This window comes from Pseudoalteromonas sp. MM1, from assembly GCF_030296835.1.
Taxonomy (GTDB): Bacteria; Pseudomonadota; Gammaproteobacteria; order Enterobacterales; family Alteromonadaceae; genus Pseudoalteromonas.
Genome location: NZ_AP027922.1, coordinates 125,614 through 145,558, shown reverse-complemented (window position 1 = coordinate 145,558; position 19,945 = coordinate 125,614). Strand labels below are relative to the sequence as shown.

Sequence of the window (19,945 nt, the reverse complement as noted above, 5' to 3'; positions counted from 1 at the left end):
TAAAGGTATGGAATTCATAAACTTTCAAGTGGGCTGTAAAACCATTTCACTTAAAATTCTCGATATTTTACTCACCGAGCGATTTGATAATAACCTCACTACATTGCCAAATAATAATAAGAGCTTTATTGGTGTAAAAGACTACATGGAGACACCCACGCCGGTGTTCGACCTAGGTATTATTTTAAATGGTAGTTCTACAGAGCAGAGAAATAAAAAAGCACTCAATGAGCTAAGAACCTGGCAAGCCTCGCTTAATGATTGGTTTAGCCAATTTGAAAAAAACCTCGCGCAACAGAGCCACGTAATAACAAACGATAAAACTCAGCTACACAACATCGCCGTATTTTATAAAGAGTTTAAAACCGACAACAGTGACTTAAAAACTATCATAGAAAAACTTGATGAGCCTTTTCAAGCGCTAGTTACAGCAACAGATCACGCAGTTAGTGCACATAACGAGCAAGACTATAAACGAGCCAGTAAATATTTAGCGAGTATAAAGCGCAACAGCTTTATGCAATTACAACGGTTATTTGATGCGGCAAAAGAGCAAATAACACTCGATTATAAACCTATTATTGTTTTTACTACTAAAGATGGGTTCAACCCGCATATCGGATTACTAGTAGATAAAGTAGAGGACAACATAGATTATAAAAAAGAAGACATTAAGCCACTCGATAAACTAACCGAAGTAGGCTTTGATATAGACCCGCAAACCAAAGGCATGATGCGAGGGCTAATAAAGTTAGCCGAAAAACACAGTGTTTTAATAGATCCTAGCGCAATATTTAGACCTGATCACTTAGCACAACAGGAAGACGAAGAAACACAAGCGTATGGTTTATTCTAAAAATAAAAAAGCCGAGAAGGTTCTCGGCTAATTAACTTCTAGCAACACGTTATACCAATTCGCATAATTAAGTGATCTATTTTGAGGATGGAAAAATGTGTTGATAGCTAGACAAAAAATTCGCTATTTAGTTGTTCTAAATAAGAATTTTTTAACGAAGATAGCGACACGTTTAGCCCCTCAAAATGATTAAGTATTATCGCGGATTGGTATTATACAGTAGCTATAATATCTTCAACTGGTAAACGCGCTTTAGGTTTGCCAAAGTTCCAATCTTCTTCTTCAACTGGGTAACCCATTGCAAGTGCCACTTCACAAATATGACCATCAAGCTCTTCGCTAAACTTCTCACCGATTAACTCTGGGTCAACACCTTCCATCGGCGTAGATGCAATATTTAAACGCGCCAGTGTATGCATTATGTTACCCAGTGCTAGGTAAACTTGTGCTTTAGTCCAGCTGCCATTGTAGCCATTTTCATCCGTATTCATTTCAGCAAAAGCATAGGCCCCCATAAAACTCTCACGTAATTCTGAAGGCAAATGACCAGAGCTAACCTCAACATCTACACGTTTAGAAAATTTATCCTTAGTAAACTTAGGATCATATGCAAGTAAAAGTGTATGAGATGCTTCTTTTGCATGTAATTGATTAAACTGGTGCTTGTTAGCAAATGTATCGTGCAAACGCTGCTTAGCTTCGTCACTTTCTACCAATACAAACTTCCAAGGTTGAGAGTTGATTGAAGAAGCAGACAAGCGAATAGCTTCTTTAATTACATCAAGATCCGCCGAAGAAATACGTTTGCTCGTATCGTATTTTTTAGCCGTGTAACGGTTATGTAAGTCTTTAATAATTTGATGAGACATGCTCTTCTCCCCTTTGGTAAGGTATGTAAATACAAGATGGGGCAAGTTTATAGGGTTTGCTATCAATTGATAATTAGCAAAATACTTAAAAGACTTTCTAAAAAAATTTGATAATAGCTCAAGCCCACATCCATTTGGAATAGCGGTGTTATTGTTGCGGGATCTGTCGTTACTAAAAATGTAGAGACAAATAAAGTTATTGCGGGTAATCCTGCTCGTGAGATAAGAGGACTATATTTACCATACAAAGATGTGCGCCGAGCCTTATCCGCGGGTTTCGTGACACTCAACCCACGCTACGAAGTACAGGTTGACGCTGTGCAGCTGATAACTGACGGCTGATAGCTAATATTTTCACTTTCTTACAGACGCAAAAAAGCCGCTTCACTTCTGAAGCGGCTTTCTTTTATTTGGAGCCTGGCAATGTCCTACTTTCACATAGCAAATGGGATACTATCGTTGGCCGGGGCTCGCCTTCGAGCTGTTTTGTTTCACTACTGAGTTCGGCATGGGATCTTGGCGTTTACTAAACCCCAGACAGCAAAAAAACCGCTTCATCTCTGAAGCGGCTTTCTTTTATTTGGAGCCTGGCAATGTCCTACTTTCACATAGCAAATGCTACACTATCATCGGCGCTGTTTCGTTTCACTACTGAGTTCGGCATGGGGTCAGGTGGGTCCAAAACGCTATGGTTACCAAGCAAATTTGGGCGTTAATACGTATTTCTGCGCACTAACTGAATTTGGAAAATATCTGATAATATTTTTTAAGTCTTTCTAAGTAATATCTACTTTAGTTATATTAACTTCTGTCTAAACTGTCGCATAAAACGCGTTTGGCGTTGTATGGTTAAGCCTCACGGGTAATTAGTACAGGTTAGCTTAATGGCTCACACCACTTCCACATCCTGCCTATCAACGTTGTAGTCTTCAACGGCCCTTCAGAGACTTTAAAAGTCTAGTGAGAAATCATCTCGAGGCCTGCTTCGCGCTTAGATGCTTTCAGCGCTTATCAGTTCCGAACGTAGCTACCGGGCAATGCCATTGGCATGACAACCCGAACACCAGCGGTTCGTTCACTCCGGTCCTCTCGTACTAGGAGCAACCCCTCTCAATTCTCAAACGCCCACGGCAGATAGGGACCGAACTGTCTCACGACGTTCTAAACCCAGCTCGCGTACCACTTTAAATGGCGAACAGCCATACCCTTGGGACCGACTTCAGCCCCAGGATGTGATGAGCCGACATCGAGGTGCCAAACACCGCCGTCGATATGAACTCTTGGGCGGTATCAGCCTGTTATCCCCGGAGTACCTTTTATCCGTTGAGCGATGGCCCTTCCATTCAGAACCACCGGATCACTATGACCTACTTTCGTACCTGCTCGACGTGTCTGTCTCGCAGTTAAGCTGGCTTCTACCATTACACTAACCGTACGATGTCCGACCGTACTTAGCCAACCTTCGTGCTCCTCCGTTACTCTTTGGGAGGAGACCGCCCCAGTCAAACTACCCACCAGGCACTGTCCGTAACCCCGATTCAGGGGCCAACGTTAGAACATCAAAACTACAAGGGTGGTATTTCAAGGACGACTCCACAAAAACTAGCGTCTCTGCTTCTAAGTCTCCCACCTATCCTACACATGTAGGTTCAATGTTCAGTGCCAAGCTGTAGTAAAGGTTCACGGGGTCTTTCCGTCTAGCCGCGGGTACACAGCATCTTCACTGCGATTTCAATTTCACTGAGTCTCGGGTGGAGACAGCGTGGCCATGGTTACACCATTCGTGCAGGTCGGAACTTACCCGACAAGGAATTTCGCTACCTTAGGACCGTTATAGTTACGGCCGCCGTTTACCGGGGCTTCGATCAAGAGCTTCGTCCGAAAACTAACCCCATCAATTAACCTTCCGGCACCGGGCAGGTGTCACACCGTATACGTCATCTTGCGATTTTGCACAGTGCTGTGTTTTTAATAAACAGTCCCAGCCACCTGGTCACTGCGGCTCCCGTCCGCTTAGAGAGCAAGTCTCATCACAGATAGGAGCGTACCTTCTCCCGAAGTTACGGTACGATTTTGCCTAGTTCCTTCACCCGAGTTCTCTCAAGCGCCTTAGTATTCTCTACCTGACCACCTGTGTCGGTTTGGGGTACGATTCGGTATAATCTGAAGCTTAGAGGCTTTTCCTGGAAGTATGGCATCAGCAACTTCATCACCTTGGTGACTCGTCTCGTGTCTCAGCCTAACAGCAACCCGGATTTACCTAAGTCGCTAGCCTACTCACTTTCACATGGACAACCATCGCCATGCTTGCTTAGCCTTCTCCGTCCCCCCATCGCAATTATACCAAGTACGGAAATATTAATCCGTTTCCCATCGACTACGCCTTTCGGCCTCGCCTTAGGGGTCGACTTACCCTACCCTGATTAACATGGGATAGGAACCCTTGGTCTTCCGGCGTGCGGGTTTTTCACCCGCATTATCGTTACTCATGTCAGCATTCGCACTTCTGATACCTCCAGCAACCCTCCCGGGTCACCTTCAACGGCTTACAGAACGCTCCCCTACCACTCATCCTAAGATGAATCCGCAGCTTCGGTGCATAGTTTAGCCCCGTTACATCTTCCGCGCAGACCGACTCGACCAGTGAGCTATTACGCTTTCTTTAAAGGATGGCTGCTTCTAAGCCAACCTCCTGGCTGTCTGGGCCTTTCCACATCGTTTCCCACTTAACTATGACTTTGGGACCTTAGCTGGCGGTCTGGGTTGTTTCCCTCTTCACGACGGACGTTAGCACCCGCCGTGTGTCTCCCGGATAGTACTTTACGGTATTCGGAGTTTGCAAAGGGTTGGTAAGTCGGGATGACCCCCTAGCCTTAACAGTGCTCTACCCCCGTAAGTATTCGTCCGAGGCTCTACCTAAATAGATTTCGGGGAGAACCAGCTATCTCCCGGTTTGATTAGCCTTTCACTCCTAGCCACAGGTCATCCCCTAACTTTTCAACGTTAGTGGGTTCGGTCCTCCAGTTGATGTTACTCAACCTTCAACCTGCCCATGGCTAGATCACCGGGTTTCGGGTCTATACCTTGCAACTATTCGCCCAGTTAAGACTCGGTTTCCCTACGGCTACCCTAAACGGTTAACCTCGCTACAAAATATAAGTCGCTGACCCATTATACAAAAGGTACGCAGTCACCCTCGAGGGGCTCCTACTGCTTGTACGTACACGGTTTCAGGTTCTATTTCACTCCCCTCACAGGGGTTCTTTTCGCCTTTCCCTCACGGTACTGGTTCACTATCGGTCAGTTGGGAGTATTTAGCCTTAGATGATGGTCCACCTATATTCAGTCAAAGTTTCACGTGCTCCGACCTACTCGATTTCACTCAAAATGCGTTTTCATGTACGGGACTATCACCCTGTATCGTGGCACTTTCCAGAGCCTTCCATTAACACATAATCAGCTTAAGGGCTGTTCCGATTTCGCTCGCCGCTACTATCGGAATCTCGGTTGATTTCTTTTCCTACGGGTACTTAGATGTTTCAGTTCTCCGCGTTCGCCTCGTTAACCTATGTATTCAGTTAACGATACCTGCAAGCAGGTGGGTTTCCCCATTCGGAAATCCTAGTCTCAAGCGCTTTTTACTAGCTTGACTAGGCTTATCGCAAGTTAATACGTCCTTCATCGCCTCCAACTGCCAAGGCATCCACCGTGTACGCTTAGTCACTTAACCATACAACCCAAACGGGTCTTGCTTTCGCAATACTAAATCGTAAGATTCAGTTATACGTTAATGACAGTTTAACTTCGCCAGAAGTTAATATTTAATACTAAAGTAGATACCAATTAATCATTCTATTGAATAATTAATGGCATTTTTTACTTTTGAAAACTCTTGATAAATACGAATATTTATCAGAATTTTATTATCAGCTTTTCCAAATTTTTAAAGAGCATATTAATTAGTTAAGCCAGTGGCTTAGCTAACTAACAATCATCTGTGTGGACACTACGAACAAATAAGTTCTAAATCGTATAAGGAGGTGATCCAGCCCCAGGTTCCCCTAGGGCTACCTTGTTACGACTTCACCCCAGTCATGAATCACTCCGTGGTAAACGTCCTCCCGAGGGTTAGACTATCTACTTCTGGAGCAACCCACTCCCATGGTGTGACGGGCGGTGTGTACAAGGCCCGGGAACGTATTCACCGCGTCATTCTGATACGCGATTACTAGCGATTCCGACTTCATGGAGTCGAGTTGCAGACTCCAATCCGGACTACGACGCACTTTAAGTGATTCGCTTACTCTCGCGAGTTCGCAGCACTCTGTATGCGCCATTGTAGCACGTGTGTAGCCCTACACGTAAGGGCCATGATGACTTGACGTCGTCCCCACCTTCCTCCGGTTTATCACCGGCAGTCTCCTTAGAGTTCTCAGCATTACCTGCTAGCAACTAAGGATAGGGGTTGCGCTCGTTGCGGGACTTAACCCAACATCTCACAACACGAGCTGACGACAGCCATGCAGCACCTGTATCAGAGTTCCCGAAGGCACCAAACCATCTCTGGTAAGTTCTCTGTATGTCAAGTGTAGGTAAGGTTCTTCGCGTTGCATCGAATTAAACCACATGCTCCACCGCTTGTGCGGGCCCCCGTCAATTCATTTGAGTTTTAACCTTGCGGCCGTACTCCCCAGGCGGTCTACTTAATGCGTTAGCTTTGAAAAACAGAACCGAGGTTCCGAGCTTCTAGTAGACATCGTTTACGGCGTGGACTACCAGGGTATCTAATCCTGTTTGCTCCCCACGCTTTCGTACATGAGCGTCAGTGTTGACCCAGGTGGCTGCCTTCGCCATCGGTATTCCTTCAGATCTCTACGCATTTCACCGCTACACCTGAAATTCTACCACCCTCTATCACACTCTAGTTTGCCAGTTCGAAATGCAGTTCCCAGGTTGAGCCCGGGGCTTTCACATCTCGCTTAACAAACCGCCTGCGTACGCTTTACGCCCAGTAATTCCGATTAACGCTCGCACCCTCCGTATTACCGCGGCTGCTGGCACGGAGTTAGCCGGTGCTTCTTCTGTCAGTAACGTCACAGCTAGCAGGTATTAACTACTAACCTTTCCTCCTGACTGAAAGTGCTTTACAACCCGAAGGCCTTCTTCACACACGCGGCATGGCTGCATCAGGCTTGCGCCCATTGTGCAATATTCCCCACTGCTGCCTCCCGTAGGAGTCTGGGCCGTGTCTCAGTCCCAGTGTGGCTGATCATCCTCTCAAACCAGCTAGGGATCGTCGCCTTGGTGAGCCATTACCTCACCAACTAGCTAATCCCACTTGGGCCAATCTAAAGGCGAGAGCCTAAGCCCCCTTTGGTCCGTAGACATTATGCGGTATTAGCAGTCGTTTCCAACTGTTGTCCCCCACCTCAAGGCATGTTCCCAAGCATTACTCACCCGTCCGCCGCTCGTCATCTTCTAGCAAGCTAGAAATGTTACCGCTCGACTTGCATGTGTTAGGCCTGCCGCCAGCGTTCAATCTGAGCCATGATCAAACTCTTCAATTAAAAAGTTTTTTGTCTTTCGACAGCTCAATGAATTCTGAATTTATTTAATATCTTTCGATATTGAATTGACTGTGTTGCAATTCCTACCGGAGTAGTTATTGCTGTTGGTCACTCAGTTTTAATTGAGACTCTAAATTTGTTTGCCTCACTACCTAAGTAGCTTGGCTGTTAGAACTCAATCTGTACGAGTGCCCACACAGATGATTGCTTTATATTGTTAAAGAACGTTGCGATTAAAGTGTTAAACTTTATCTCGCTAGGGCTGCGCATCTTACGCTTTCCTATTTTTTTGTCAACACTTAATTTTGTTAAACTTGAAAGTTTTTAAAACTAAGTTTTACTCGACTCACTGATTAACTCTTGTCTCGCTAAGCGTTGCTGCCTGCCGTCTCAGTGGGGTCGCATTATAGGGAGATCCGAAAACAGATCAACCCTTTTTTGAAGAAAACTTGAAATAAATGACTGTTCGCGTGAAATTGAAGCAAAATGGTTACTTTAAACACTAAAAAGGCCCTTACGGGCCTTTAATATTAGTTTACGATGAGTTTCCAACCGAGTTTGCTTTGCAATTTAGACTCTTGTTGTAGCTCACTAGCCATAAGAGGGTGTTCTTTTAACCAGTTATTGGCAAACTTTAAGTCTAAGGTGTCTTTTTCTACAGATAACTCTATTTTAGGAAGTACGTCATCTTGTCGGCGCATCGATAATATTACGGCAATTCTTAATAACCTTACTAAGTATTGGGTAAGCGTACTATGTGCTCCTAGAAAGTCGAAGCTGCCTTTTTGAATATCGGAGCGATGTGCGTTGGCAACTGCTGCAATCACTTTATGTTCAGATTGTGAGAAACCTGGCATATCGGTGTTTTCTATGATGTAGGCTGTGTGCTTGTGATATTGCTTGTACTCTATTAATAAACCAATTTCGTGTAGTTGTGCTGCGGCTTTTAAAAGCGGCAACGCATTTTCACTAACAAGCGGCCAGCTTTCACCGACTTGTTCTGCCAGTTGAATAACTAAGCTAGATACCCGATTAGCTTGCTTTTGATCAACATGGTAACGGTCCATAAACCCATTAATAGTGCGCTTACGAATATCATTGTTATGCAGCTCTGGCACCATACTGTAAAGCACACCTTCGCGTAGCGCACCGCCCGCTAATCCCATTTTCTCAATTTCAAGCGATTCAAATAACGCAATTAAGATAGCAAGACCAGATACAAAAACTAATCTGCGCTCTTCGCTCAAACCAGGTAAGTCTAGTGCAGCGATAGTGCTAAAAGTTATTGATTGCTCTTTTATTTTATTTAGCTTTTCTAGGGTGAGTAGTTCATCTAAGTTTTGCGCAACCATTATTTCTTGAATGGCTTGCACCGTGCCAGAAGCACCTGATGCAATTTGCCAACCTGCTTGCTTATATTCAGGGGCAATTTCATCAATGACTTCGTGAGCAGCTTTGATGGCAGCATTAAAGTTTGCTTCACTTAATTGGCAATCTTTAAAATAGCGTTCTAAATAAGTAACACACCCCATATTTAAGCTTTTATAGTGCAATGCCTCAAAGCCCTTACCTATGACGACTTCGGTACTTGCACCACCAATATCAATAACTAGCTGTTTGCCGGTGCATGATGAAGTGTGTGCTACGCCCTTATAGATAGTTCGTGCTTCTAGCTCACCGCTTATTACATTAATCGTGTGGCCTAAGATTTTTTCGGCTTGTGCTTTGAAAACATCGGCATTCGTCGCAAGACGTAATGTGGCTGTTGCTACTATGGTGATATTTTGTTTTGGAATGTCTTGTAGGCGCTCAGCAAAAAGTGCAAGGCACTCCCAGCCTCGCTGCATTGCTTCAGTGCTTAATACGTTATCTTTATCAAGCCCTGCGGCTAATCTTACTTTGCGTTTAACGCGGCCTATAGTTTGTAAGCCGCCAGCAATTGATTTAGCAATTAGCATATGAAAGCTATTTGAGCCTAAATCAATGACTGCATACACATTTTTTTGCGGTTTAAATTGCCCCACCGTTCAAAAACCTCTAGTTACTACTACGTACAGTAACGGTCGAGTTACGACCGTCCTTTTTGGTAACTATTATTTGGGCGACGTCCGTTATTATTACTACGATTACGTGGGCCTGTAGAATAGTTGCGCTTTCTTTGAATAGTAGGCTTTGTTAAATCATCTAGCAATGCGGTTTTATCATAATGTGATAAAGGAATGCTGTGCTCTATGTATTCTTCAATTTCATGCAGGTTATAAGCGTACTGCTCACATGCAAAGCTAATTGCATGACCTGATGCGCCCGCACGACCAGTACGGCCAATACGGTGAACGTAATCTTCACAATCATCTGGCAGGTCAAAATTAAATACATGACTTACCTCAGGGATATGTAGCCCACGTGCTGCCACATCGGTTGCCACTAAAAAGTCTAATTCGCCTTTGGTGAATTGCGCTAATATAGATTGACGTTTTTTCTGGTTTACATCGCCAGTGAGCATACCTACCCGGTGGCCATCGGCTTTTAACCAAGCATACACTGTTTCACAGCTGTGCTTTGTATTAGCAAAAACAATGGCTTTATCTGGCCATTCTTCCTCAATTAAAGTTAATAGCAGCTTAATTTTATCTTCTTGAGAAGGATGAAATAGCTCTTCTTTAATTCGCTTACCTGTTTTTACGTCTGGCTCGATTTGAACGTGCTCAGGGTTAGTCATATGTTCAAAGGCTAGTTCTTGCACACGATAAGAAAGCGTGGCAGAAAATAACAGGTTTAATCTATCTGCTGTATCTGGCATACGGCGGAACATATAACGAATATCTTTTATAAAGCCTAAATCGAACATACGATCGGCTTCATCAAGCACAACTACCTCAATTTCATTAAGGGTGTAACAGCCTTGCTTGTACAAATCGATGAGTCGACCTGTAGTACCAATTAAAATATCAACGCCTTTTTCTAATTGTGCACGTTGTTTTTCGTAATCTTCGCCACCATATACTAAACCTAAGTTAAGATTACAGTGCGGCGCTAAAATTTTAGCATCTTTGTGTATCTGAATCGCAAGCTCCCGAGTCGGGGCCATGATCAGGGCTCTTGGATGTTTACTAGGTGCTTTGCTAGATTGTAATAACCGATGGCACGTGGCAGTTAAAAACGCCAACGTTTTGCCCGTACCCGTTTGTGCTTGGCCCGCGATATCGCGTCCGTCACAAATAAAAGGTAGGCATTTTGCTTGAATGGGTGTGCAATATTCAAACCCACTTTCGGTTAAACCGGCAACCACTTCCGGTGCGATAGCAAAGTCTGAAAACTTTTTATCGGTCAAATGTGTCTTAGTCATAGCGTTTAAGCATAACGTTTAAACTTGCAATAAGAAACAAGAGTGTTTAAATACGCACTAAATATTTCGCCTAACTAAATCGGAGAGCGCAATGAGCGAGAAAATAATCCAAATTACTGACGATAGCTTTGAAGCTGACGTATTACAATCAGACAAGCCTGTACTAGTAGATTTTTGGGCTGAGTGGTGCGGACCTTGTAAGATGATCGCCCCTATCCTTAATGAAGTAGCTGATGAATACGACAGCCGTGTAACAGTAGCTAAATTAAACATCGACCAAAACGCGGGTACACCGCCTAAATTTGGTATTCGTGGTATCCCTACTCTGCTTCTTTTTAAAGACGGCCAAGTAGCTGCAACGAAAGTTGGTGCGCTTTCTAAAACTCAACTTATTGAGTTCTTAGAAAACAATATCTAAGTAAAAAATTAAAAAAAAGGGCGTTTTTGCCCTTTTTTTGTGTTTATTTTGTATAAAGACTGGACGCTATGCCAGTGAACTGCTAGTTTATAAAGCCAACTAATCCTTAGTTATATTCAACAAACCTCACTCAACTATCAAAGCGATTTTGAGTATGACAATTGTAATAAAGAACCCACCAATATGCATTTACGCGAATTAAAAGACAAGTCTATAAAAGAACTTGTAAACTTAGCTGAGTCCATGGGGCTCGAAAACGTAGCCCGCTTAAGAAAGCAAGATATCATTTTTGCCATTCTTAAAGCACACGCCAAAGGCGGAGAGAATATCTTCGGTGGCGGTGTACTAGAGATTTTACAAGATGGTTTTGGTTTTTTAAGATCATCAGAAGCATCTTACTTAGCTGGCCCAGATGATATTTATGTATCTCCAAGCCAAATTCGCCGTTTTAGCATGCGTACTGGCGATTCTATTTCAGGGCTTATTCGCCCACCTAAAGATGGCGAACGCTACTTTGCTTTATTAAAAGTAAATGAAGTTAACTTCGATAAACCTGAAAACTCTCGCACTAAAATTCTTTTTGAAAACCTTACCCCACTACATGCAAACGAACGTTTTCGTATGGAACGCGGTAACGGCAGTAAAGAAGACATTACCGCTCGTGTACTTGATTTAGCATCACCAATTGGCCGTGGCCAACGTGGTTTGTTAGTAGCACCGCCTAAAGCGGGTAAAACAATGCTACTACAAAACATTGCACAATCAATTACACACAATCACCCAGATGTTACATTAATGGTTTTACTTATTGATGAGCGTCCGGAGGAAGTAACCGAGATGCAACGCCTCGTTAAAGGTGAAGTTATTGCATCAACGTTTGATGAGCCAGCTTCTCGCCACGTACAAGTTGCAGAAATGGTTATTGAAAAAGCAAAACGCTTAGTTGAGCATAAAAAAGATGTGGTTATCTTGCTTGATTCAATCACTCGTTTAGCACGTGCTTACAACACGGTTATACCTTCGTCAGGTAAAGTACTTACCGGTGGTGTTGATGCTAATGCACTGCACAAGCCTAAGCGCTTCTTTGGTGCCGCTCGTAATGTTGAAGAAGGCGGTAGCTTAACAATTATTGCTACAGCGCTTATCGACACAGGCTCTAAAATGGATGAAGTTATCTACGAAGAGTTTAAAGGTACCGGTAACATGGAGCTTCACTTAAATCGTAAGATTGCTGAAAAGCGTGTATTCCCAGCCATCGACTTTAATCGCTCTGGTACGCGTCGTGAAGAGCTACTTACTAAACCAGATGAGCTACAAAAGCTGTGGATTTTACGTAAGATTGTTCATGAAATGTCAGAGATTGATGCTATGGAGTTCTTAATTGATAAGCTTTCTATGAGCAAAACAAACGATGAATTCTTCGACTCGATGAAACGCCAATAACCGCGTTTTCATTACATAAAAAAAGCGCCTAAGGCGCTTTTTTTATGTTTAAACGGCTAATTCAATCAACTTAGATATTTAGCCTTTTTAGCATGCTAAATAAAGCGTTAATGGCGTTATAAATTTCTTATGTAGAGCAACTACGTATCAAAATTCATGCCTTATTACCACTCTATTTATCTATCGCTATAAATGTGTAATAACTTAATAAGATTGGGATAGTTAACTCTCGTTATATTTTTTAAGTACGCGCTGTAATTCATCCACAAGCTTTTGAATGTGTTCTTTACTTTGGCTTTGTTTATTGAGTAAAGCCATATCTAGATTTTTAGCGGCCCTGGCAATATCGTCTAACGCAAACATTTGCGCAGCGCCTAAAATACGATGACTGTCTTTTTGTAATGCCTCTAGGTCATTACTGTTATGGTGCTGACTTATAGTTTCACTTTCAAACGTGAAGCTTTGCTTAAAGCTTGTTACTAAATCGCTCATGTCTATCTTAGCTGTATAGGCTGCATCTTGTTTTGCTTCATCTAAATACTGAGCAAGGGTGTTATAAAACGCGTTTTTATCTAATGGCTTACCTAAATATCCTGTAAACCCTAGTGCAAGATAATCATCAATTTCATGGCTCATTGCATTAGCTGTTAAAGCAAAAACAGGCGCTTGAAAGCCGCACTTTTGCAATAATGTAAACGCTGCACGCCCATCCATAATAGGCATTTGTATATCAAGCAGTACGAGGTCTGGGTATATTTGTAGGCATTTCTCCACCGCTTGCTCGCCATTTTCTACCGCAATAACTTCAAGCCCCATAGAACGTAAATAACGACTTATGAGCCTGCGGTTATCAGGGTGATCCTCAGCCAGTACTACGCGCCCAGTTAACTGCTTAACCTGTTTAGAGGCGCTTACATGTTCATACTCATCTTGCTCTTTTGCAACTTCTACACAGGGTAAAAACAGTGAGAATTGACTTCCGCGTTTAAACTCACTTTGTACACTAATGTAGCCACCCATCATAGAAGCTAGCTGTTGTGACAAACTTAGACCTAACCCGGTACCCCCAAAGCGACGGCTAATACTGTTATCGGCTTGGCTAAAGCATTCAAATATTTGTTTTAGCTGCGATGAGTTCATGCCAATACCGGTGTCTTTAACAATAAAAACAAGCCCTTGCTCGGTTTTATTTAAAGATATAATAACTTGCCCCGCCTGAGTAAACTTAACAGCATTAGCGCATAGGTTAATTAGTATTTGCTTCACCCTCATTAAATCGAGTTTGGTATAAAACGTATTGCCTACATGGTTATCAAAACGAATTTGTAAATGCTTCGCTTTGGCCTGCGTAATAAACATGGCATGCACATCGCTAACTAGCTGCACTATGTCAAAGCAAGAAACATTGAGCTCTAACCTGTTTGCTTCTATTTTGCTTAAATCGAGTACATCATTAATTAAGCTTTTTAAGTGATCGCTATGTCGTTGAATTATTTTCAATTCATCTTGTAGGTTTTCGGGCTCGTACAAACCATTAATTAAATCATCTGTTTGGCCTAAAATAGCTGTAAGCGGGGTTCTAATTTCATGGCTAATATTTGCCAAAAACTGGCTTTTAACATCATTAGCTTCTCGTAGCTCTTGGGCAATAGCTTGTAGCTCTGCGGTACGCTGCGCAACTTGTTCTTTTAATAAATGTTTAGCACGCTTTTCTGCGCCTCGTCGATAAAGCGCGGTACCCGTTACAATCACTAAAAATAATAAAACAAAAATAAAAACCGTAAGCTGCGAACGCTGGCTCATTTTTAGCTTTTGTACTTTTCTTTCTTGCTTAAGCTTTTGAATTTCTTGATTTAACTGAGTAGCTTTAAATTGATTTTGCAGCACAGCTAAGGCGCTGGTAATTGTTTCGCTATTTATACCGCGCTGCTCTGCTACAAACTTTTCGTGCAACGTTAATGCCTCAGCGTAGTTACCTTTGCTTGCCTCTAAGAGCGAACGTGTACCAAAAGCATCGCGCTTTATACGCACACTATTATATTGTGTGGCCAAATCGGTTGCTTTATCTAAGCTTATTTGTGAATCAGTAAGCTCACCTCTAACAAATTGTATTTTTGCCAGTGCATGCAAGGCATTAAGCTCTAAACTGTGGTTAGCAATTTTAAGAGCGTTTTGTACCCCTAGCTTAGCTTGCTCGTAGGCAGTATCCACGTTATTAAGAATTAAATTGATGTTTGCTAAATTAGTGTATTGGGTAGATAACTTATTATAGTCATTAGTAGAAATATAATAACGCAATGCCATTTGGTAATAATGCAGCGCTAAATCAAATTGCGAACTCTCGTAATAAGCAACGCCTAAGTTATTATTAACTTGTGCTATGCCGCTGGTATCACCTAATTTTTGATATACTTTAAGTACTTCTTTATAAAATAAAATGGCACTTTCATAACGCGATAACCGAATATACACCCCTGCTATATTTAGTAATATATCAGCTTGGTCTTGCGCACTGCCCTTTTTCTCATAAATCTCTTTTGCTTTTAAATAATATTCGAGCGTTAGCTCCATATTATTCATTTCAAAGTACGCTAAACCAATATTACTAAGCAAGTTTGCAAGTTCTACTTGCTTATTGTTTTTTTCAACAATCACCATGGCGCGGCTATATTCAACAATAGCTTGCTGAAAATACCCCTGAAAATAAAACATAACGCCTTGCATTTTAATGGCTCTAAAATGCATATCTGGTAAGTAACTTAAGGAAGTGTGCTGTTCTAATTTTTTAAAATACTGCAGGGCATTTTCAAAATCATCTGAGGAGAAGGCTAAATCGGCAAGTTCAGAATAAACACTGACCTTTTGAGATTCTGTTATGTTTTTCGCTTCAAGCAGCGCATTACCGAGCGTGAGTTTTACGTCCCACTGCTGCTCTTTTTTAAATTCATCAAATAAAGATACACTATTTTGAGCAAAGCTAGGCAGTATGAACACACAACATAAAACAAATAAAAGGCACTTCAATTTGCCTAGCATAATATTATTCCTTCAAACTTTAGCTTTAGTCAGTGTAATCTTTATTGAAGATACACAACAAAACGAGCGCAAACAATGCTTAACCCCCTGATTGATGAGATTTTTGAGCTACTTTTATCTCAGCGAGTTTGGAAAGTTCACACCATAGCTGCAACGCTGGCCGAGCAAGGGGTGTTACCACCTTTAGATGCAAACCCTGAACAAAATTTATTTAAAAAGAATTTTTTAATTATGAATGCGTTATTTGAGCTGCAAACACAGCTATTACCCAAGCACTTAATTATATCGTCATTACATATTGAACTTGCAGAGCCAAGTAGCAATGTAGCAACGCAATCCCATTTAAAAAGTTACTATTTAAACTGGGAAAACTACGACACCAGTGCCAAAGACATTGAGGCATTATTAGATAGTTTTTGGCAGCAATTTAACCCACTAATAAAGCAGCCTGTTGGGCGTATTGAGCCATTACTTAAGGCTTGGCAATTACCGCCAAACTTTAGCATGGCTATGCTACAAAAGCGCTGGCGGCAATTGGCATTAAAACATCATCCAGATAAGCAAACTGGAAGCGCATGTAAATTTAGACAAATAAGAGCCGAGTATGAGCAGCTAAAGTTAGCTGCTCAAAACACATAATTAACGGGTAAGGCGACGGGCGCGGATTTTACGCCCTTTAATATTACCCTCGGTTAATTTACGCAGTGCAGGTTTTGATGCATTACGCTCTACCGCTACAAAGGCAACGTTATCAAGTACATTTATTTTACCTACTTGGCGCCCTGCAATCCCCTCTTTGCCAGTAAGGGCACCTAAAATATCACCAGCGCGCACTTTTTGCTTTTTGCCGGCATCAATCATTAGGGTGACCATTTCTGGCTTGTAAGGCGGCTTTTCTAATAAGCTGAAGGCGGGCATTGGTTCTGGCAAAAAGTCTCGTTCGTAATGGTCGCCAATTTGCGCCACTTTAAACTGTTCAGCATCACCATAAATAGAGCACGCAATGCCTTTTTTACCTGCTCGGCCTGTGCGTCCTACACGGTGCACATGGGTTTGTGGGTCGTGAGCTAAATGGTAATTTATTACCATGTCCATGTCGTCAATATCTAAGCCACGCGCAGCCACATCGGTTGCCACTAATATTGACGCGCTTTTATTAGCAAAATGAATTAACGTACGTTCGCGATCACGTTGTTCTAAGTCACCATGAAGCGCCACTGCACTAAAGCCTTCACTTGCTAAATCATCACAAACTTGTTGTGTTTCTACCTTGGTATTACAAAAAACAACACAGCTTTGTGGGGTAAATTTAAGTAGCAATAACTTAAGCGTTGAATAGCGCTGTTTGTTGTTATCCATTTTGTAAAAGTATTGCTTTATTGTACTTTTTTCTTGCTCTTCTTCTACTTTTATCATCTCTGGGTTTTTTAATACGCGCTTTGCAATCGCTTCAATTGCACGCGGAAACGTTGCACTAAATAACAACGTTTGACGATTTTGAGGTATGCGCTCAATAATCGCATCAAGGGTATCTTGAAAACCCATATCAAGCATTTGATCTGCTTCATCAAGTACTAACGTTTCAACATCGTCTAAACGCAGAGTGCCTTTACGAATATGATCGTCCACACGCCCAGGTGTTCCAACAATAATGTGCGCGCCATGCTCAAGCGAGCCTATTTGTGGACCAATAGAAACCCCTCCGCATAAGGTTAAAATTTTAATGTTGTGAATACCACGGGCAAGTTTGCGCATCTCTACCGCCACTTGCTCGGCCAGCTCGCGCGTTGGACAAAGTACAAGCGATTGAATACGAAAACGTTTTACATTTAATTTTGCTAAAACACCTAAACTAAAGGCAGCCGTTTTACCTGAACCGGTTTTTGCTTGCGCAATAATATCTTTACCTGCCAAAACAGGCGGTAAGCTTTGCGCTTGTACAGGCGTCATTTGCGAGTAGCCAAGTGTTGATAAATTATCAACTAAACCAGCAGGTAAAGCCAAAGATGAAAATGCAGTAGAAGTCACAATTAATTCCAAAATAATAAAAACAACACAGGGCTTAGCCCCAAAATATGAGCTCTATAATAGCAGAATTCAGATTAGGCAACCATTAATACCCATTATGCATTATTTTACGATGCATTAATCCTTGTTAATAAAAAAGTTGCAAATGATACTAATTTTCATTAAGATCCTCAAAAAATTTTAACACCCTAACACTGGATGTAACCGATGAAACTAAACTCACTGTACGTAGCACTTGTTGGTGCCATTAGCACAAGCGCCTTTGCCGCCTCTACTGACTTAGAGCGAATTGAAGTTAAAGGAAGCTATTTTAATGACTATAAAGTCGACAACGCTAACGGAGCAATGAGAACATCAGCGTCATTGTTAGAAACAGCGCAATCGGTAACTGTTATTAGCGATACAATAATTAGCGAGCAATTAGCAACCACCCTTGGTGAAGTGCTTACTAACGATGCAAGTTTAACTGCCGGCTCTCAACAACGTAACCGTGAAGTATTTAACTTACGTGGCTTTGAACTGAGTTCTTCGACAGGCTATTTACGTGACGGACACCAACATTGGTCTCACTACCAGCAACCGATTGAAATTCTTCAACAAGTAGAAGTTATTAAAGGCCCATCAAGTATTTTATACGGCCAATCTGGTCCTGGTGGCTTAGTAAACATGGTGACAAAAAAGCCTACGGCGACCACATTATTTAACGCCAGCGCAGATGTAGACCAACATGGTTCTACCCGCTTTATGCTAGATGCGGCTGGTGCACTTACCGACGCTGAAGATTTACGCGCACGCGGTATTTTAGTAAAGCAAGATGTTGATTACTGGCGCGAATACCAAAACGGCGAAAACCGTGAACGCGACCGTTTTTTAGGTGCTGTAATTGTTGATTACGATTTAAGCGACAACGCATTAGTACGCGTACATTACGACCGCACAGATGACGAAGCAGGCCTAGATACAGGCGCATGGATAGATGACAACGCTAATGTGATTGGCGATGACAAAACCATTCGCGATATGTCTTGGGCATTTACCGACATAACGGTAGAAAACTTAGGCGTAGATTTTGAGGTGTACTTAAACGATCACTGGCAAGTTAAGCTTGGTTACAACGAGCAAACATTTGAGCGCCAACGTTTTGAATCTGCACCTCGTAAGCCAAGTACGTTTGTAGAAGGCGATAGCTATGAGTCGCGCCCTTATGACCGTTTTGACGATTGGCAGTTTAAAACCGCATTTATTGATTTTGTTGGTGAATTTAAAACCGGTAGTTTACAACATCAGTTTTTAATTGGTGCAAACTCGCTAGATTACTATTACGGACAACGCCGTACATCAGCAGAGTATTTTGATTTTGCCGCCGGCCAAAGCGAGCCAAGCCGCCCAACAGTAAGCTATAAATCTGATGATACTATTAGCGAAACTGAATACGACTACTACGGTATTTACGTTCAAGACTTGATTACTTTCTCGCCACAGTGGCAAGTATCATTAGGTGGCCGTTACGATGAGCAAAATAGAGAAGGCGCAGATAACGAGTCGTTTGTACCAAAAGTAGGTGTGCTTTATCACCCTAACCCTTCTGCAACTATTTATGCTAGCTACTCAGAAGGTTTTGAGCCACAAGGTAGCGATACATTAGTAAGCGAAACTGACATCAACAACGGCATGAAGCTTGATGCTGTTACCTCTGAGCAAAAAGAAATTGGTGTAAAATGGCAGCTATTTGATGACCGCCTAATGTTAAGCGGTGCTGTATTTGATATTAGCAAAAAAGGCACCTTAGTAACCGAAGCACTTGAAGTGCCAGTGGGTGAATTTACCTCTGAAACAAACCAAGTAGGCGAACAACGTCATAAAGGGCTTGAGCTAAGTGCGCAAGGTGCAGCTACCGATCGCTTATTTGTTATGGCATCAACTATGTACTTAGATGCAAATTTTGAGCGTGACGAAGACCTACAGGGTAAACGCCCTACCGATGCCCCTAAGTGGTCTGCATCACTTTGGACACGCTATGAGTTAAACGACACCATTGCATTTAATGCCGGTGCATTTTATGAAGGTGAGCGCTTTGCCGACAGTGCAAACACTGTAGTAAAAGATGCTTACACACGTGTGGATGTAGGTGCAACTTACAAACTTAAAGTAAGCAAAACCGATGTAAACCTTCGTTTAAACATTGAAAACCTTCTGGATGAAGATTACTTAGGTGGCGGTGGTTTAAATAACGTAACCGTTGGCGAAGGCACAAATGTACGTCTAGCAGCTCAATTTAGTTTTTAAGTTATAAAACTTAACCTATCAAGCCCGCGCAATTATTATTGTGCGGGCTTTTTAATGCCGATTAAAAACATCACTGTATTCATCTCATCTATTTTT

Annotated in this window: 10 protein-coding genes and 3 rRNA genes; 5 read left to right on the top strand and 8 right to left on the bottom strand. The window is 42.3% G+C overall.

Annotation, left to right across the window (positions count from 1 at the left end):
• Positions 1-7 precede the first annotated feature (7 nt).
• Positions 8-856 (top strand): chemotaxis protein, encoded by an 849-nt coding sequence (locus QUE46_RS00680; protein ID WP_286245792.1) that lies wholly within the window; start codon positions 8-10, stop codon positions 854-856.
• 212 nt (positions 857-1,068) lie between these two features.
• Here the strand turns inward: QUE46_RS00680 and QUE46_RS00675 are convergent, their stop codons facing one another.
• The 6 genes from QUE46_RS00675 to rhlB all read right to left on the bottom strand — a co-directional run bounded on the left by QUE46_RS00675 (position 1,069) and on the right by rhlB (position 10,638).
• The gene (locus QUE46_RS00675) at positions 1,069-1,725 is read right to left on the bottom strand and encodes an NAD(P)H-dependent oxidoreductase (RefSeq protein ID WP_286245791.1); all 657 of its coding nucleotides are present in this window, start codon (positions 1,723-1,725) and stop codon (positions 1,069-1,071) included.
• A gap of 585 nt (positions 1,726-2,310) precedes the next feature.
• Positions 2,311-2,425: ribosomal RNA gene (gene rrf, locus QUE46_RS00670) — 5S ribosomal RNA — on the bottom strand.
• 145 nt (positions 2,426-2,570) lie between these two features.
• Positions 2,571-5,455 (bottom strand): 23S ribosomal RNA (locus QUE46_RS00665).
• Positions 5,456-5,758: 303 nt separating this feature from the next.
• Positions 5,759-7,292, bottom strand: a 16S ribosomal RNA gene (locus QUE46_RS00660).
• Together the 16S, 23S and 5S rRNA genes form the textbook arrangement of a ribosomal RNA operon.
• Positions 7,293-7,822: 530 nt before the next feature.
• A complete protein-coding gene (gene gppA, locus QUE46_RS00655) occupies positions 7,823-9,316 on the bottom strand; it encodes a guanosine-5'-triphosphate,3'-diphosphate diphosphatase (RefSeq protein ID WP_286245790.1) in 1,494 nt (497 codons plus the stop codon).
• 44 nt (positions 9,317-9,360) lie between these two features.
• Positions 9,361-10,638, bottom strand: coding sequence for an ATP-dependent RNA helicase RhlB (gene rhlB, locus QUE46_RS00650; protein WP_054983731.1), 1,278 nt, complete (start codon positions 10,636-10,638; stop codon positions 9,361-9,363).
• A 91-nt stretch (positions 10,639-10,729) separates the two neighbouring features.
• Here rhlB and trxA point away from each other — a divergent pair, with 91 nt between their 5' ends.
• Together trxA and rho are read left to right on the top strand one after the other, a co-directional pair.
• Positions 10,730-11,056 (top strand): thioredoxin TrxA, encoded by a 327-nt coding sequence (gene trxA, locus QUE46_RS00645; RefSeq protein ID WP_055015906.1) that lies wholly within the window; start codon positions 10,730-10,732, stop codon positions 11,054-11,056.
• 183 nt (positions 11,057-11,239) lie between these two features.
• Entirely contained in the window at positions 11,240-12,499 is a 1,260-nt protein-coding gene (gene rho, locus QUE46_RS00640) for a transcription termination factor Rho (protein ID WP_004588958.1), read from the top strand.
• 222 nt (positions 12,500-12,721) lie between these two features.
• On the opposite strand, the gene QUE46_RS00635 is transcribed toward rho, so the two are convergent.
• Positions 12,722-15,535, bottom strand: coding sequence for a tetratricopeptide repeat protein (locus QUE46_RS00635; protein WP_286245789.1), 2,814 nt, complete (start codon positions 15,533-15,535; stop codon positions 12,722-12,724).
• A 75-nt stretch (positions 15,536-15,610) separates the two neighbouring features.
• Between QUE46_RS00635 and QUE46_RS00630 the strand changes: the two genes are divergently transcribed.
• Positions 15,611-16,174: a DNA-J related domain-containing protein gene (locus QUE46_RS00630; protein ID WP_286245788.1), complete on the top strand. Its 564-nt coding sequence runs from the start codon at positions 15,611-15,613 to the stop codon at positions 16,172-16,174.
• Here QUE46_RS00630 and dbpA read toward each other — a convergent pair whose 3' ends face one another.
• A complete protein-coding gene (gene dbpA, locus QUE46_RS00625) occupies positions 16,175-17,563 on the bottom strand; it encodes an ATP-dependent RNA helicase DbpA (RefSeq protein ID WP_286245787.1) in 1,389 nt (462 codons plus the stop codon). It lies immediately after the preceding gene.
• A gap of 207 nt (positions 17,564-17,770) precedes the next feature.
• Here dbpA and QUE46_RS00620 point away from each other — a divergent pair, with 207 nt between their 5' ends.
• The gene (locus QUE46_RS00620; RefSeq protein ID WP_286245786.1) at positions 17,771-19,849 is read left to right on the top strand and encodes a TonB-dependent siderophore receptor; all 2,079 of its coding nucleotides are present in this window, start codon (positions 17,771-17,773) and stop codon (positions 19,847-19,849) included.
• The last annotated feature ends 96 nt before the right edge of the window (positions 19,850-19,945 follow it).